Here is a 16238-nt window from a genome sequence, read left to right as displayed (position 1 = left end):
CATCCGCCCCGCCATGGTGGTGACGTTTCACGGTGGATATGGCGGGACATGGCTCTCCTTCACGATGTAATCGATGCTAGTGGCGGTTTGGACCGCTGGAGCAGCTTGAACCGTTTCACGCTCCACCTTTCCGTCGGCGGAATGCTGTTCTCCAGTGCCGGACATGCAAGAGAATTCAAGGATGTGACCGCGGAAGGCTCGACCCGGACGCAATCCGTCCGCTTCACCGGCATCACCGGGGGAGAACACTCAGGCTCCTTTCAACCGGACGCGATCACGATCGAAAGCCTGGATGGCGAGGTGCTGCGGACCTGGCGCAATCCGAGCCTTGCATTTCCCGAGGCCAGTGCCCCCGCGCTTGCGGACGAACTGCATCTCGTCTTCTTCTGCGGCGTCGCGATCTGGAACTATCTGACGATTCCATTCCTGCTCGCTCATCCCGATGTCGTGTTGGAGGAGCTGCCACCCTGGTCTGAAGGCACTGAGACCTGGCGGCGGCTGCGGGCGCAATTCCCCACGCACCTGATCACGCTCGCGCCCGAGCAGATATTCTATTTCGACCAGAGCGCTTTGCAACGGCGGACGGATCACGATCTCTTCGGGATGAAGGTAGCGCATTATTCCTGGGCCCATGACAATTTCGCCGGCATCGTGGTGCCGACGCTTCGGCGCGTGCAGACGCTGCAGGCTGATGGAACCGTGATTGCCAGGCCCGTGCTGATGGACGTCGAGATCTTCGACGCCGTGTTCGAGTAGCCGCGGCGACACGCCGCCCTCGCAACGTCTAACACCACATAACGAGCCAACGGCCCAACTTGGGTGCAGATTACGCTTGCGAGCGGCGAACGAACGCAGCAGCTCGACGAAGACTTGCACCGATGTGCTCCACCAGGAGGGAGCGCGTCATTCAGCAAACGCAATCAAGGGAATCCGTGTCATGAAAGTATTGATGGTCATCACCTCCCACGACCAGCTCGGCAACACCGGACGCAGGACCGGCTTCTGGCTCGAAGAGCTTGCAGCCCCCTACTACGTCTTCAAGGATTCCGGCGCGGAGATCACGCTCGCCTCGCCCAAGGGCGGCCGTCCGCCGCTCGACCCCAAGAGCAACGAGCCCGAGTTCCGCACCGACCTGACGGTGCGTTTCGAGAACGATGCGGCGGCCGAGGCCCAGCTCGACGAGACCGTCCGCCTCGACAGCGTCCGGCAGGAAGACTTCGACACGCTGTTCTATCCGGGCGGCCACGGCCCGATGTGGGACCTCGCCGAAGACAAGAACTCGGTCAAGCTGATCGAGTCCTTCCTCGCCGCCGGCAAGACCATCGCCGTCGTGTGTCATTCGACCGGAGCGCTGCGCCACGTCAAGACGCCCGATGGCAAGCCGCTGGTCCAGGGCAAGGAAGTGACCGGCTTCACCAACGGCGAGGAAGAGGACGTGGGCCTGACCAAGGTGGTTCCCTTCCTCGTCGAGGACGAGATGTTGAAGCTCGGTGCCGTCTTCTCGAAAACGGCAAACTGGGGCGTGCACGTCGTCAGCGCCGGCCAGTTGATCACGGGACAGAATCCGCATTCGTCGGGCCCCGCCGCGCAGACGCTGCTCGCCGCCCTCAAGGGCAAGCCGATGGCGAAGGCTTCGTAAAATTCTGGATGCGGTCGCATCTCGGGAGGCGCCCGCGACGGCGCCTCCCGACGCCGCGATATTCCTCGGAGAGGACACGATCATGGACCTGCTTTCCTATGCGAAGACGATCGCAGAGCGCATCGAAGCGGAGGCTGCCCGCGCCACAGTTCCGATGGCGGTTTGCATCATCGACATTCACGGCAACATCATTCTCAAGCACCGTATGAGCGGCGCGCCGACCTTCTCGCTCGAGCTGTCGGAGCGGAAGGCCTATACGTCCGCGCTGGTGGGACTGCGAACGGCGGAACTCTCTCCGATGGTCCAGCCGGGACAGGCGCTGTTTCCCCTGATGGGAGTTGCGGGCGGACGCTTCTGCTCGATGGGCGGCGGCGCGCCGCTGCACATCGACGGACAGCTCGTCGCCGGCGTCGGCATCAGCGGCGGGACCGTCGAGCAGGACGTCGACATCCTCGAGGCGGGGCTTCGCGAACCCGCGGCCACCGATACGGTCGATATGAAGATCGAGGTCGTCGTCCTCCCGGTCTCGGACGTCGAGCGCGCCAAGCGCTTCTATGCCGACCTCGGCTGGCGGCTCGACATCGACTATCAGGCCCAAGCAATTATCGCGTGATCCAGTTCACGCCTCCCGGCTCGGGCTGCTCAGTCATTTTCGGCAGCAACCTCACCATTGCTGCTCCCGGCTCCGTGAAGGGGCTCCATCTCATCGTGTCCGACATCGAGGCCGCATGCGACGACCTGCGCCGTCGCGGCATCACCGTCGGCGAGCCGTTCCACGACCCCGGCGGCATATTCCATCATGCCAGCGTCCAGGACCTTGCCGCCGGCCCGAACCCGCAGCGCAAGAGCTACGCCTCCTACGCCTCGTTCAGCGATCCCGATGGCAACGGCTGGGTGTTCCAGGAGATCACGGCGCGGCTGACGGGACATATCGAGGACGGCGACGAAAGCTTTACGCCCGAGCTCACGGACGTCGTGCGGCGGGCCGAAGCTGCCGCGCGCGCGAGCGCCGGAGCGGGCGATCGCGCGGCGGCCTGACATCGGAGCGACGACATATGAGCATTCCAGCCACCCTCGCCCTCTCTGCTGCCCTTGCCTGCGCGACCGTGCAGGCCTCGGCGCAGGAGCTGCGGTCGAGCCGGCGCTCGATCAGCTACCACACCATCGAGATCCACGGCCTCAAGATCTTCTACCGCGAGGCCGGGCCGGCCGACGCGCCGACCGTGCTGCTGTTGCACGGCTTCCCCTCCTCCTCGCGGATGTGGGAGCCCCTGCTGCCGCTGCTGGCCGACAAATATCACCTGATCGCACCGGACTATCCCGGCTTCGGCAACAGCAGCGCGCCGCCGCCGTCCGGCTTCGCCTACACGTTCGACAATATCGCCGGCGTGATCGGCGAGCTCACGGCGAAGCTCGGCCTGAGCCGCTACGTGCTGTTCATGCAGGATTACGGCGGCCCCGTCGGCTTCCGCATGGCGCTGGCGCATCCCGAACGTACCAGCGCCATCATCATCCAGAACGCCGTTTCGCATGAGCAGGGGCTGAGCCCGCTCTGGGAAGCGCGTCGCAGATACTGGGCGGATCCGGCGCACGAGCTCGAGGCGCTCAAGGCCAACTTCACCTCTCTGGAGGCGACACGCCAGCGGCACCTCGGTTCCAGCCCGCGCCCGGAACGCTATGATCCGGATACATGGACCGACGAATACGCGTTTCTGACGCGCCCGGGCCAGGCCGAGATCCAGACCACGCTGTTCCTGGATTACCGGACCAACGTCGCGTCCTATCCCAAATGGCAGGACTGGCTGCGCAAGACGCGGCCACCGACGCTGGTGGTTTGGGGCAAGTACGATCCATCCTTCGCCGGCGCCGGCGCCACGGCCTATCGCGACGAGGTTCCGGAGGCGGAGGTTCACATCCTCGAAGCCGGTCACTTCGCGCTGGACGAGGCGACCGACGAGATCGCGTCGCTCGTCCGCGACTTCCTTGAGCGACTGGACGGACACAAGGGCTGAAGACGAAGGCAGGAGGCGCCGACGGCTTCCGCCGGCGCGGCTCTCGACGTCACGATCCACTGCTGCGGGGGCCATGTCCTGCCGAAAGCTCGTTCACTTGTCGCTCATCCTGACGACCACCTTCACCGCATCGAGACGCGCGGCGCGCCATATCCAGCGCCGAGGCGATGTCCAGTGAACGCCGAGCGCAAACCTCACGCCGGTGGGTCGATCGCCACATCAGGTCCGGCGCCATCCTCGCGCCAAAGACTTGAAACATTTGAGAAAGTCGACCTCTCTGCGACGCGCTGTCACACCATGTTCGCGCACACAAAATCTAACACATCCTAATCATCACTAACGGGCTTCTTGTCCGGCTCACGCCTATCCTCTGAGCATGGAAAACCTTCTCGAAAGCCTTGTCGAAAGCTTCGGGCTTGGGGGTTTGCCGGTCGCCGCCAGCGGCCGCGATGCCAAGAGAGGACGAGCGATGTTTACCGACTTGCAGGCGGCGCCTGCCTGGATTGATCTTCAGGCCGAGCCGCGCGATCACCAACTCCGCCAGGCAGCACAGGCGATCCCGAGGGAACGCGGGTGGCGCCGGATCGACCGCGGCCCGGAGGCGGCGATCGAGGACATCACGATTTCGCGATGGGAGGATTTCAGAGACAGCTCGTCGCACGATGCGACGACGCCGGAGGATCGCTACTTCGTCGGCATTGCCCTGAAGGCCACGCGTGCGAAATTGACCCGTGACCGCCAGGTCATTTTCGACGGCACCATGCCCGCAGGGACGCTCTATGTCAGCGCACCGTCGAAGCATCTCGCCGCACAATTCCAGGCGCCTTGCGCCTTCCTGCACTTCCATATCTCCGTTGATCATTTCCCGGCGCAATCGCCTGCCGCGGAAGGACTTGGCGACCTCGTCCTGCTGCGCGACCCGCTCGCGGCCGAACTCGCCAGGGCGCTGACCGAGCATGGCGATGCCGCGGACCGGGAGTTCACACGCTGCGTCGGCCAGACCCTTGCGATGCATCTGGCCCGGCTGGAGCCGCCGCGTGCCAGGGTCAACGCCTTGCCGAAATGGCGGCTGCGGCGCGTTGAGGAATATATCGCGGACAATTTCGACCGCTGCATCAGCCTGTCCGAACTCGCCAATGTCGCCGGCCTGTCCAGAATGCACTTTGCAGCACAATTCCGCACCGCGACCGGCTACCGTCCGCGCGAATATCTGCTCAATCACCGGATCGAGCATGCGAAGACGCTGCTCGCGACGACCGGGCGGCCACTGGCCGAAATCGCGCTTGCCGTCGGGTTCAGCACCCAGGCGCATTTTTCGACCGTCTTCAAGCGCATCAGCGGCCAGTCTCCGGCACGCTGGCGCCTCGCCAGCAAGGCCGAGCCTCTCGCAGCGGAAGCGCTGCCGCGGCGCCGTCCTGCTGCAGACAGGGACTGGATGGCCAGCGCGGCCGCGTAGCTCGTCCTTTCGACACGACAGGCGACATGGCGTTGCGGAATACGCGTCTGGTTTGGTCTGCAACGTTTCGAACGTAGTGCCCTGCCACTTGTGCCGGCTCGCGCCCTCGTCCTCCCGGGCCTACGAGCCACTCGGGGCCGTCCCTGCTCCCACACAGGACGGCCCCTTTTCTTTGTCTGTTGACGGGGATGAAGTTGCGCTCACAGCCTCCACATCGTCATTGCAAGCGCAGCGAAGCAATCCAGACTGCCACCGCGGAAAGACTCTGGATTGCTTCGCTGCGTTCGCAATGACGGAGCAAGGGGCGAACGCCCCGCTACACCGGATCGAACGCCCGGATCGGCGGCAGATTGCCGGTGAATTTCTCCACCTCCACCGTCGTCAGCTGCCCCGTGCAGCCCTGCGCGAAGGACGAGGTGCCGACGTCGCGGGTGAGCACGTTCGGATTGCCGTGGACGCAGAGCGGCGCGTCGTCCTCGGGGTCCATCGGGTCGTACCAGGCGCCGGTCGGGAGCTGGACCACGCCGGGCGCGATGCCGTCGGTGACATGGACCGCGGCGAGGCATGCGCCGCGCTCGTTGAACAGGCGGATGATGTCGCCGTCCTTGATGCCGCGCGCGTCGGCATCAACCGGGTTCATGCGCGCGACCTCGCGGCCGCGATGCTTGGCGCCGAGCGAATGTCCGCCGAAATCGAGCTGGCTGTGCAGGCGCGTCACCGGCTGGTTGGCGACGAGGAAGCATGGCGCACCGGGCTTGGGCATGTCGGTCTTGTCGAGCCAGACCGGATGGCCCGGACAATCCGCATCGCCATGGCCGGCGATCTTCGTCGAGAAAATCTCGATGCGGCCGCTCGGCGTCGGCAGGGCGTGAGCGACCGGGTCCTCGCGGAAGCGGCGCAATCGGCCGCCGTCGTCGGGCTGTTGCGGCACGACCAGGCTGCCGCGCTGCCAGAATTCGTCGAAGCTCGGCGCTTCGTGGCCGCGCATGGCGAGCGAGGCGCGGGTCGGCTCGTAGAGATGTTTTAGCCACTCCCGCGACGTGCGTCCTTCGGTAAAGGGTTCGCGCGCGCCGAGACGCTCGGCAAGATCGGCAAAAATCTCGTAGTCGTCGCGCGCGAGGCCAAACGGCTCGGCGATCCGGTGCATCGCGACCATGAGGGGATCGTTGCTGGAATAGCCGATGTCCTCGCGTTCGAGCGTCATGGTCGACGGCAGCGCGATGTCGGCGTGGCGCGCCGTCGCAGTCCAGGCGAGCTCGTGCACGACGAAGGTATCGAGCTGCGCAAAAGCCTTGCGCAGGCGGTTGATGTCCTGGTGGTGATGGAAGGGATTGCCGCCGGCCCAGTAGACGAGACGGATATCCGGATAGGTGCGCGTCTCGCCATTGTAGCGATAGGTGGTTCCGGGATTGAGCAGCATGTCGGCGATGCGCGCGACCGGGATGAAATCACGGACGCCGTTGCGGCCCTGCCCGAGCGTCGGCCCCGGCACATCGTTGACGCGGCGGCCGTAATAGCCGATCGCCCCGAGCGAATAGGCGTAGCCGCCGCCGGGCAAGCCGATCTGGCCGAGTGCCGCCGCCAGCACCATGCCCATCCACACCGGCTGCTCGCCATGCTCGGCGCGCTGGAGCGAATGCGAGACGGTGATGAGCGCGCGCTTTCCGGCAAGGCGACGGGCGAGCGTGCGGATCGTGTCCGCGTCAACGCCTGAGATCGCGGCGGCCCACTCGGCGCTCTTCGGCTGGCCATCGCTCTCCCCGGTGAGATAACGCAGGAAGACGGGCCACCCTTCCGTGTAGCGATCGAGGAAGGCCTGATCGTGCAGCTTCTCGCTGACCAGCGTGTGGACGATGCCGAGCATCAGCGCGGTGTCGGTGCTGGGCACGCACGTCATCCATTCGGCACCGGCCTCGACCGGCAGGTCTTCACGCAGCGGGCTGACCAGGATGAACTCGCAGCCGCGCCGGTGCGCCGCCGCCATGGCGCCGCGCTCGACATGCTTGCTGATCGAGCCGCCGGCCACCATGGAGTTCTTCAGCGCCATGCCGCCGAATGCCAGCACGATGTCCGTCTCAGTCGCGATCTGCTCCCAGGTGACGTTGCGCTTGGTGATGTCTTCGTAGCCCGCGAGAATCTGCGGCAGCAGCACCGAGGAGGCGCCCGAGGAATAGGAATTCACCGAACGCACATAGCCGCCCATCGCGATATTGAGGAAGCGATGCACCTGGCTCTGCGCGTGGTGAAAGCGGCCCGCGCTCGACCAGCCATAGGAGCCGCTGAACACGGTGCCGGGCCCGCGCGTGTCGCGGATGCGGCCGAGCTCGTCGCCGAGGAGATCGAGCGCCTTCTCCCAGCTGACGGAGACGAATTCGTCGCGGCCGCGGCGATCGTCGGGACCGGGCCCGCGCTCGAGCCAACCGCGGCGGATCGCCGGCTGGGCGATGCGCGCCTGATGTCGCAGCGCGCCCGGGAAATTGCCGATGATGCCGTTCGGATCAGGATCGCCCGCATAGGCCCTGACCTCAAGGCCGGCTGCGCCGTTGCGCGCCGAGAACACGCCCCAATGCGAGGTGTGCGGCTTGAAGCCGTCGGACAGGTCGAGGCCGGGGTCGGGGAAGCCAATCGTATCGTCCATCATCTGATCCTTGTTCCGGTACATGGTGGCAGTATACCGATCCAGGTCCCGATGTCGTCGAGATCAGGGTTGACGGAAACGCTGGGCTCCCGCGCGCAACGCAGGCAGGTGGGGATGGTCGGCCCGGGGTGCGTCCGAGGGTCCTCGACTAGGCAACGCCTTCGGGCACCGCCACATTCAGTTTCGAGGCGAGCGCCAGCAATCGCGAAACAGTTCCCCGCGCGAGCGGAATCCCCGCGCGCGACCGTCTTTCCATTTCCTCAAAGCCGCGCTCGCCCGGCAGGTATACGCTGTCCACCCCGGCCGCGGGCGGCAGGCTCTTGATCGCCGCGCCGAGCCGATCGACTTCAAGGGTGAAGTTGTCGCCGAAGGCCGACGGGTCGAGCACAGCCACCAGACCGTTGCCGCCTGGATCGCCGCCGTGGACGAGCGCCACGGCGATGAGTGGGTTGGCCGTCAGGACGCTGGCGAGAACCTCTATCATCAGAGAGAGGCCCGAACCCTTGGGACCGGCCATCGGAAGGACCGCTTTTGCTTCGCGCGGATCCGTTGTCGCCCGGCCATTCCCATCGACAGCCCAGCCAACCGGAATCGGCTGACCGGCATCCCTCGCAGCCATGATCTTTCCGAGCGCCACCGATGCCGTCGACATGTCGAGGAGCAAGGGACGATCGGGATTGCCGGTCGGCGCGGCAATCGCGATCGGGTTCGTTGAGACGCCCTCTGCGCTGGATCCGTGATAGATCATCAGCGGTTTCGAAGCCGTCATAACAATGCCGATCCGTCCCGCCTGAGCGACCTGATGCGCATAGTATCCGATCGCGCCGGCGTGGCTGATGGAGCGAACCGCGCACCAGCCGATCCCGTGGGTGTCCGCAAGCTCGCTTGCTTTTCGCGCAGCAAGGCTCATTCCGACGGCGCCGGGCGCGCGTTGTGCGTCGATCACCGCCACCGCGCTCTTGCCCGAAACCTGGCGCGGTTCGGCGGCGGGATTGATCAGACCAAGCTCGACCATCTCGACGTAGCGCGGGATCCGCAACACGCCGTGCGAATCGGCGCCGCGCAGATTGGCCCAGACGAGCATGGCCGCCGTCTGATCCGCCTGGTCGGCCGTGAAGCCGCCCGCCCTGAGAAGGTCAGCCGCGAACCGCCGGAGCGCATCGGCGCCGATCGCGACCGTGTCTGAAGCGCCCGTCATGCTCAGGCACCGAGCGGAGACGGGAAGAACTTGTCGAGCCAGCCTTTGATGATCGCCTTGGTGCGCGGCGCATCGCCTTCGGCGAGCGGGAAATGCGACGTGCCGGTGATCAGCACGAGCTCGGCCGGCTGGCCGGCCTTCTCGAACATTCGGATCGACTGCTCCGTCGGCGTGATCGTGTCGTTGGCGGTGTGCAGGAGCAGGATCGGACGGGGCGCGATGTTGCCGACGACCTCGTCCGCTCGAAAATTGTACATGCTCCACGCGGTCTCGACGGGAATCTCCATGATCGCCTTTGGCGAGAGATTCTTGCGCAGATGCTCCGGGATCGGGACGGCATCGAAGCGGGAGATCCACATGCTCTGGCCGGTTTCCTGCTTTTGCTTGCGTCCTTTCTCCAGAAGCGAGGTGAATTTTGCCCAGGCTTCGGGCGTCGGATGCTGGCCGCGGAATTTCCGCTCCCCGTCACCCCAGCCGCAGGACGAGATCACGCAGGCGAAGCGATCGTCGACGCCGGCCGCGTAGACGGAGACGGCCGCACCGAAGCTATGGCCGACCACGCCGATCCGCCCGGGATCGACCTCTTCCCTCTCCGCAAGGAACGTCAGCGCGTTCTTGGCGTCCGCGACCTGGTCGAAGCAGCGCACCTGCGCACGTTCACCTTCGCTCTCGCCGCAGCAGCGGAAATCGAAGCGAAGCGCCACATATCCCATCTGCTCGAGCATGCGCGCCTGGATTTCGGCGTGGGACTCGTCCTTCGATCCGACAAAGCCGTGCAGGACGATGAAGGCAGGCAGCCGCTGGCCCGGCTTTCTCGCGTCCGGCACGTGCCATACGGCCGATAGCTTGAGCCCGTCAGACCGGAAGGTGTGCTTCTCTTGCATTGGCATCTCTCTCGTAGGCTGCGACAGGGGCGGCGCGCTCACGCAGTGCGCACACGGGCAAGGCTGCCCGACTTCCCGTCAGGTGATGGCGGTGAAGGGAAAGTGAAACTGACGCCATTCGAGCGGCGCGGGCGTGCCCCAGACATTCATGCAGCGCACATTGCCCGGGCGCTCGAGATTGGTGATGACATTCGGCACGAAGCCGTCGTCGTCAGCGATGAGAGCCATCGATCCGGAGCACTCGATCATCGCGCCGCTGGAATCGGTGTAATAGGCGTAGGTGTTGTCGCCCGGCCGATGCCGGCCCGGCCCCCACAGCATCTGCCTGTCGAAGCGGTCAAGCAGGTCACCGAGCTTCAGGTAGTCGTTGAACTCCCTGAACTCGAAGGAGTAGTGGTGCAGCCCCACCTTGCCGCGGACGACGCCGACGATGTGATGTTGGCGATTGCCGCCGTACATCCAGCTCAGGCTGTCGTCGACCATGCGTTCGGATATGCGGAGGCCGCAGATCCTCTCGAGCTGCTGGCGCGTTGCAATCGGATCGGGCGACGTCAGATTGAGATGATCCATGCGGTTCGGTCCGACGCCGTGGGTCGGATAGCGCCGACCGTAGATCTGGTCGCGCGTCGGCGTATGCACCTCGAAGCGCAGCCCTTCCGGCGTGGCGAAGGTGACGCCCGCGGCCATGCAATCGAGGCTGGGTTTACGCGAGATGACGCGACATCCGGCGCTCTCGACGCGCGACTCCGCCTCGCGGACGGCATCGACGGTGAGCGCCTCCAATCCGATCGTATGGGTCGCATTCTCGTGCGACCTGAGCAGCACCAGTTCCGCCGCACGCCCGTTGGAGCTCAACCAGGTCTGCCCCTCGTCCGTGTAGGTGATCTGCAAGCCGAGGATTTCGGTCGCGTCCCGGACCACGGCCTCGATCGCCGTGGTGTTGATTTTCACGTGCCCGACCGCATGAACAATAGGCGGCATTGCTCCCCTCCCAGGGCTCGACGATGTTTGATGTCCTGATACCGCATCAGGGCAATGCGCACAAACATATTTTCGATGAAATGGTATTATTTCGAAATTATGCAACTTCGTCCGATCCTGCTCGCCGACGATGGGACCCGAAGCTGTTCGGAGAGTTCGCAGCAATCCCGTCGCTTGCTGCAGGCTTCGATCCGTTCAACACCGTGGATACCGCCGTGCCAACCGGGCAACGGCAGCCCGAACTGTTTGATATTCTTTCGAAAATCGATGATACTGACTGGCAGCAGAGGGATGGCAGGACGGCGTCGGATGCGTGAGAGGGTCAAGCCAGCAGGTGAAACACGCGCGGCTGACGTGCTCCACCGGATGCGCGCAGACATCATCAGTTGCACGCTCAAGCCGGGCGCCAAGCTGCGGTTCGAGGCGCTACGAGACATGTACGCGGTGAGCTTTTCGACGCTGAGGGAGGCGCTGTCGCGCCTCGTGGCCGAAGGGCTCGTCATCGCGGAGGATCAGCGCGGCTTCGTCGTCGCGCCGGTTTCGATCGACGATCTCAACGACCTCACCTATGTCCGCGTGCTCATCGAGCGCGAATGCGTAGCGCTCGCGATCAAGAACGGCGACGACGCCTGGGAGGCGGACATCATCGGCGCATTCCACCGGATGGATCGCCTGCAGAACCGGCTCGGCTCCAATTATTATCTCTCGGAAGAATGGGGCAAGCTCCACGGCGATTTTCATTTTTCGCTTGTTGCCGCGTGCGGCTCGCCCAACCTCCTGGAGATCCGCCAGAAGCTGTTCGAACGCGCGCACCGCTACCGCCGCATGTCCTCGCAATTCCGGACCAAATGGCGCGCCAAGGATGTCGAGCACAAGATGATCATGGATTCGGTCGTCGCGCGCGATGCCGCGAAGGCCGAGGAGCTGATCGAGCGCCATATCCGCGAGACGACCGACAACGTGATCAAGCACGCAGGCCACCTCTTCGTCACATCCGACGAGGAACGCCCCCGCCGCACAAGCCGGGTCGCCGCTGAATAGGTGCCAGCAAGGACGGTCTCCTGCTCGCCGTCACGCGCATCCTCTCACATTTCGCGATGCTTCTTGGCTCACCAGAGCGACCGCGAAAGCTGATATAGAGTCGCGCCCTATCCTCTCGCAATGTTGCCCAGTGATGCCCTCTCACGCAGCAAGCTTCATTCCGTGGGCAAAATCCCAATACAGCTTTCGTGCCCGCGCATAAAAGCGCCCTGGCCTGAGTTGCCGGTCGTCGATCCGGATCACGGGCGCGACTTTTGCGAAATTGCCGGTCGAAAAGATCTCGTCCGCACTGACGAAATCGGAGTAGCGCAGCGTTGCCTCCAACACCGTGATGCCGTCACCGCGCAAAAGTTCGATCACGCGCTGCCGCGTGATTCCGTTCAGGAACGTGCCATTCGGCGCAGGCGTAAAGACAACGCCGTCTTTCGCCATGAACACGTTCGAATTGCCGAACTCCGCGACGTTACCGAGCATGTCCAGCATCAGGCAATTCTGGAAGCCGCGCGAGGCGGCCTCCCTGAGCGCACGCGAACTGTTCGGATAAAGACATGAGGCCTTGACATCGGCCGGCGCGCATTCGGCGGTCGGTCTGCGGAACGGCGACAGGGTAATCGCGCTGCCGACGGGCTCCGGGATCGGCGATTCGTAGATGCAAAGGCACCAGTCCGTCGTTTCCGGATCGAACAGCACACCGCCGCCGATGCCGTTCTGCGGCCAGTACATCGGGCGGATGTAGAGTTCGGCATTGACCGGGAAACGGGCGATACCTTCGCGCACCAGTCCGAGCCACGTGTCGAGATCGACGACCGGTTTGAGCCCGAAGTTGACCGCAGATTGATTGACGCGGGCGCAATGACGATCGAGGTCGGGCATGACGCCTTCGAAAGCGCGCGCACCATCGAAGATGGTCGAGGCGAGCCAGAGCCCATGGGTACGCGGCCCCATGATCGGCACATTGCCCTCGTGCCACTGGCCTCGGAAGAATGTCCATGTCCTCGAATGGCTGATGGACTTGGTATCGGGAACCATGACGAACCTCCGTTCCGGGTCGACTAAGTTATGGTCCGTAGATCACCAGCTCGGAATCCGACAGATCGGCAAGTCGGGGGCAATGCGGGCCCTTGAAGTATTTGCGGCCGATCGGCTCCCTGTAGATGCCGACGAGGCCAGGCACAGGGCCATTGGCGTCGAGCGCAATCGATATCCGGCCGCGCCGCAGCAAGAAGCGGCCGATGGCGCCGGCACACACGACATAGTCGGCCACATCGGGGCAATAAATCATTTGCATCGCCAGGAGCCTGATCCTACGGACGCGCATCGGCTGCAGGACGAATGGAAAGGCGCGGCCATCGGAGGCGCGGCATATCAGGCAGAGGCAGCCGTAGGCTGCATGACGTGCCAGCAACACGACGTCAGCCTCGGACAAGCCGTCGATCGCCTGCGCGTCCTGCCGGACGACCTCAACACGCATCGCCTTGGCCGGACGCGACAGCGCCGGAAAGGAGAAGAACAGGCCACCGCAATAGCGGCGAAATCCCTGCGCTTCGATGACTTGCCAAGTCCATTCCGCCGGACTGATATTGACGTAGGTCACGTCCTTGTGGCGCTGCGCTACCTTGGTCAGCATCGGTGCGAAGCTGCGAAAAGCAGGTTCCACATACCAGCTGGAGAGATTGCAGCGGATGGAAATGCTTCCACCATCGTTCCTTGCGGTGTGGATCAACTGCAAAGCACCGACGGGCGCCCGGTCATGCTCAAGCATGTAGCCGAAGCGCGGGAAGCTGTCGGGCGTCTCGCGCACGGACAGGCGCCGGAGTCCCTCGATCCAGTAGTCCCGCGAACGGGTCGGAAAGCCGCGTGTCAGAAGATCGGCGATGGCGTCGAGATCGGCTATTCCTATCTCACGACATCGGATCATGGTCCGAACTCTCACTCGTAGTAGCCGAGCCGCCTCTTGGTCGCCGGATTTGGCGAACGCGCCAGACGAGCGGATCGAGCAGCAACCAACTTGCGTCCGTGGCGATGTGCCGGAATTCCGGCGGCAGACGGAGCCGCTTCTCGGGATCCCAACGGCTTTGAGCGTCCGGCTGGCTGCGACACCATGTACTGCAACCAGTTGCGGTATATGTGCTGGGCCGGCAGATGCCAGACGTTGCTCAGGTCCCTCGTCAGCTGATCCGCTGGAAAGTCGGCAAAAAGCTCTGGTTGTCTGTCGGAAAGGGCTTTCTGTCGGAAAGCGATCAGTATCTCTTCCGCGCCCTTGTTCAGATAGCCCCTCGGTATCGTCGGACAGACCTCGTTCTCTCCCCGGAGGAAGCGACCCATATCCCTTCGATATTCACCCAGCAGGCTCTGGGTTTCGTATTCCGGGTGCCCCTGGAAATGGACGAAAAGGCTGTTCTTCTGTTGCTTGACGAAGCAATCGACGCCAGCCTCCGCCGACCAGGTGAGAACCGAATATCCGCAGTCCGAGAGATCCTCCTCCTGCACCTCGTTCCACCGGGCGTGCGGAATTCGGAAGGTCCTCGGCACATCTTGCATCAAGGGATGATGTCTCGTCTTTGTTTGAGCGAAGACACCGAAGCATTTGGTAGGCAGCTTGTGGCGGGTAACGCCGTCCAGGTGCAGGACGGCCCCATGGACGGCCAGACAGGAAAACACCGACGACACCGTATTCTCCCGGGCCCAGTCCGCGATCTCGGCGAAGGTGGTCCAGTACGGCTCGTCCGTCAGACTGGCGGCTCTGGGTTCGGCGCCGGTCACGATCACTCCGTCCAGGCGTCTGTTCAGCAGATCGTCGATGCCACGGTAGTATCGACGAACGTAATCGCGCCCCCATTCCGAACGGGGGGTCGCCTCCATCGTATAGAAATGCAGCCTGACGCAAAGTCGTCCGGCAGCCGCAGCCAGCAGGTCGAACAGCTGGCGCTCGGTCGACATCAAGGCCGCATCCGACATGTTGTTGATGAGCCCGATGTCGAGGCACTCCGCCCGGTTTCCCGGTGACGCCATCGCGCGGGCGCCGTTGCCGGGCGCTCTCGATAAGAGGTGGTGCTCGTCCGAGTCTACGTCGATCAAGACAGTCATGCGAGTGCCTTCATGGTTGACGAACGTCAATTCGCGGCGCAGAGGGCCTGATCGAGATCCGCGACGATGTCGTCGATGTGCTCAATTCCGACGCTCAGCCTGATCATCTCGGGCCGCACGCCGGCTTTGTCCTGTTCTTCGGCCGTCATTTGCCGGTGCGTTGTCGATGCGGGGTGGCAGGCGAGCGTTTTCGCGTCGCCAATATTGACCAGCCGCTTGCAAAGCTTCAGCGCGTCGTAGAACCGCTTGCCCGCCTCGAAGCCTCCAGCCACGCCAAAAGTCAGCAGTGAACACGCCCGGCCACCCAGATACTTCTGCGTCAGCACGAAATAGGGGCTGTCGTGAAAGCCGGCATAGTTCACCCACTCGACACGGCGGTTATTACGCAAGAACTGCGCGACCTTTGCGCCATTCTCGACGTGCCGCTCGATCCGGAGCGCGACGGTCTCGATGCCCTGGAGCAGCAGGAAAGCGTTCATCGGCGCCAGGACGGCGCCGGTGGTCCTCTGGGAGACGGCGCGGCAACGCGCAATGTAGGCGGCGGCGCCGTAGCGCTCGGTAAAGACCAGCCCGTGGTAGGATTTTTCCGGCTCGTTCATCATCGGGAAGCGCCGGCGATGCTCCGCCCACGGGAACCTGCCGCCGTCGACGATAATTCCACCAAGCGTCGTGCCATGCCCGCCCATGAATTTCGTCAGCGACTCCACGACGATGTCTGCGCCGTATTCGATCGGCCTGAGCAGGATCGGTGTCGGCACCGTGTTGTCGACGATGAGCGGGACGCCGTGCCTGTGCGCGGCATCGGCCATCGCCTGGATGTCGCAGACATTTCCGGCCGGATTCCCGACGCTCTCGCAGAACACCGCACGTGTATCGTCGTCGATCAGCCTTTCGACGCTTTCCGGCCGGTCGTCGTCCGAAAAACGGACCGCAATGCCCTGCCTGGGCAGGATGTGCGCGAACAGCGTATGCGTGGTGCCATAGAGCTGCGGAACCGAGACGATGTTGGAGCCCATCTCCGCGAGGTTTACGACCGCATAGTTCACTGCGGCCTGACCACAGGCCACGCTGAGCGCCTCGATGCCTCCTTCCAGGGCGGCGACGCGCTTCTCCAGCACGGCGTTGGTCGGATTGCCGATCCGGGTGTAGCGGAAGCCGTCCACTTCAAGGTTGAAGAGCGCGGCTCCATGATCGGCACTGTCGAATGCATACGAGGCCGTCTGGTAGATCGGCACGGCAACGGCTTTCGTTGCCGGATCGCTTTCGAAGCCGCCGTGAACGGCGAGAGTCTCTCTCCTCATG

16 protein-coding genes are annotated in these 16238 nt (G+C 64.0%); 8 read left to right on the top strand and 8 right to left on the bottom strand.

What is annotated here, in order from left to right:
* The first annotated feature begins 48 nt into the window (after positions 1 to 48).
* From ACFLEY_RS12360 to ACFLEY_RS12335, 6 genes are all read left to right on the top strand, one after another.
* The gene (locus ACFLEY_RS12360; RefSeq protein WP_060908440.1) at positions 49 to 756 is read left to right on the top strand and encodes a hypothetical protein; all 708 of its coding nucleotides are present in this window, start codon (positions 49 to 51) and stop codon (positions 754 to 756) included.
* Between the two features lie 181 nt (positions 757 to 937).
* Positions 938 to 1639, top strand: coding sequence for a type 1 glutamine amidotransferase domain-containing protein (locus ACFLEY_RS12355; protein ID WP_171463800.1), 702 nt, complete (start codon positions 938 to 940; stop codon positions 1637 to 1639).
* An 82-nt stretch (positions 1640 to 1721) separates the two neighbouring features.
* Positions 1722 to 2252 (top strand): heme-binding protein, encoded by a 531-nt coding sequence (locus ACFLEY_RS12350; RefSeq protein ID WP_063824239.1) that lies wholly within the window; start codon positions 1722 to 1724, stop codon positions 2250 to 2252.
* The gene (locus ACFLEY_RS12345) at positions 2249 to 2677 is read left to right on the top strand and encodes a hypothetical protein (RefSeq protein WP_063824240.1); all 429 of its coding nucleotides are present in this window, start codon (positions 2249 to 2251) and stop codon (positions 2675 to 2677) included. The genes ACFLEY_RS12350 and ACFLEY_RS12345 overlap by 4 nt, the downstream gene beginning before the upstream one ends.
* Before the next feature lie 17 nt (positions 2678 to 2694).
* A complete protein-coding gene (locus tag ACFLEY_RS12340) occupies positions 2695 to 3651 on the top strand; it encodes an alpha/beta fold hydrolase (protein WP_396604657.1) in 957 nt (318 codons plus the stop codon).
* Positions 3652 to 4120: 469 nt separating this feature from the next.
* Positions 4121 to 5107: a helix-turn-helix domain-containing protein gene (locus ACFLEY_RS12335; RefSeq protein ID WP_060912644.1), complete on the top strand. Its 987-nt coding sequence runs from the start codon at positions 4121 to 4123 to the stop codon at positions 5105 to 5107.
* A 316-nt stretch (positions 5108 to 5423) separates the two neighbouring features.
* On the opposite strand, the gene ACFLEY_RS12330 is transcribed toward ACFLEY_RS12335, so the two are convergent.
* The 4 genes from ACFLEY_RS12330 to ACFLEY_RS12315 all read right to left on the bottom strand — a co-directional run bounded on the left by ACFLEY_RS12330 (position 5424) and on the right by ACFLEY_RS12315 (position 10808).
* On the bottom strand, positions 5424 to 7745 hold the full coding sequence (locus ACFLEY_RS12330; RefSeq protein WP_396604969.1) for a molybdopterin guanine dinucleotide-containing S/N-oxide reductase: 2322 nt from the start codon (positions 7743 to 7745) through the stop codon (positions 5424 to 5426).
* A gap of 148 nt (positions 7746 to 7893) precedes the next feature.
* Complete coding sequence (locus ACFLEY_RS12325) at positions 7894 to 8943, bottom strand: Ldh family oxidoreductase (RefSeq protein ID WP_060908442.1); 1050 nt, start codon at positions 8941 to 8943, stop codon at positions 7894 to 7896.
* 2 nt (positions 8944 to 8945) lie between these two features.
* Positions 8946 to 9827 (bottom strand): alpha/beta hydrolase, encoded by an 882-nt coding sequence (locus tag ACFLEY_RS12320; RefSeq protein ID WP_060908443.1) that lies wholly within the window; start codon positions 9825 to 9827, stop codon positions 8946 to 8948.
* A 78-nt stretch (positions 9828 to 9905) separates the two neighbouring features.
* On the bottom strand, positions 9906 to 10808 hold the full coding sequence (locus ACFLEY_RS12315) for a VOC family protein (RefSeq protein WP_028175707.1): 903 nt from the start codon (positions 10806 to 10808) through the stop codon (positions 9906 to 9908).
* A gap of 23 nt (positions 10809 to 10831) precedes the next feature.
* Between ACFLEY_RS12315 and ACFLEY_RS12310 the strand changes: the two genes are divergently transcribed.
* Both ACFLEY_RS12310 and ACFLEY_RS12305 read left to right on the top strand, forming a co-directional pair.
* The gene (locus ACFLEY_RS12310; RefSeq protein WP_171901081.1) at positions 10832 to 11125 is read left to right on the top strand and encodes a hypothetical protein; all 294 of its coding nucleotides are present in this window, start codon (positions 10832 to 10834) and stop codon (positions 11123 to 11125) included.
* Positions 11118 to 11849: a GntR family transcriptional regulator gene (locus ACFLEY_RS12305; protein ID WP_028175709.1), complete on the top strand. Its 732-nt coding sequence runs from the start codon at positions 11118 to 11120 to the stop codon at positions 11847 to 11849. The genes ACFLEY_RS12310 and ACFLEY_RS12305 overlap by 8 nt, the downstream gene beginning before the upstream one ends.
* Before the next feature lie 141 nt (positions 11850 to 11990).
* Here ACFLEY_RS12305 and ACFLEY_RS12300 read toward each other — a convergent pair whose 3' ends face one another.
* Genes ACFLEY_RS12300 through ACFLEY_RS12285 form a run of 4 tightly spaced genes read right to left on the bottom strand, consistent with a single transcriptional unit; the run spans position 11991 to position 16237 of the window.
* Entirely contained in the window at positions 11991 to 12878 is an 888-nt protein-coding gene (locus ACFLEY_RS12300) for a branched-chain amino acid aminotransferase (RefSeq protein WP_028175710.1), read from the bottom strand.
* Positions 12879 to 12906: 28 nt separating this feature from the next.
* Complete coding sequence (locus tag ACFLEY_RS12295; RefSeq protein WP_396604656.1) at positions 12907 to 13767, bottom strand: acyl-CoA acyltransferase; 861 nt, start codon at positions 13765 to 13767, stop codon at positions 12907 to 12909.
* An 11-nt stretch (positions 13768 to 13778) separates the two neighbouring features.
* Positions 13779 to 14936 (bottom strand): homoserine O-succinyltransferase, encoded by a 1158-nt coding sequence (locus ACFLEY_RS12290; RefSeq protein ID WP_011089020.1) that lies wholly within the window; start codon positions 14934 to 14936, stop codon positions 13779 to 13781.
* Between the two features lie 26 nt (positions 14937 to 14962).
* Positions 14963 to 16237 (bottom strand): O-acetylhomoserine aminocarboxypropyltransferase/cysteine synthase family protein, encoded by a 1275-nt coding sequence (locus ACFLEY_RS12285; protein WP_060908445.1) that lies wholly within the window; start codon positions 16235 to 16237, stop codon positions 14963 to 14965.
* Position 16238: the final 1 nt, after the last annotated feature.

This window comes from Bradyrhizobium sp. YCK136, assembly GCF_044570075.1.
GTDB lineage: Bacteria > Pseudomonadota > Alphaproteobacteria > Rhizobiales > Xanthobacteraceae > Bradyrhizobium > Bradyrhizobium diazoefficiens.
The sequence above is the reverse complement of the archived record's forward strand: the minus strand, read 5'-3'. Positions and strand labels throughout refer to the sequence as shown.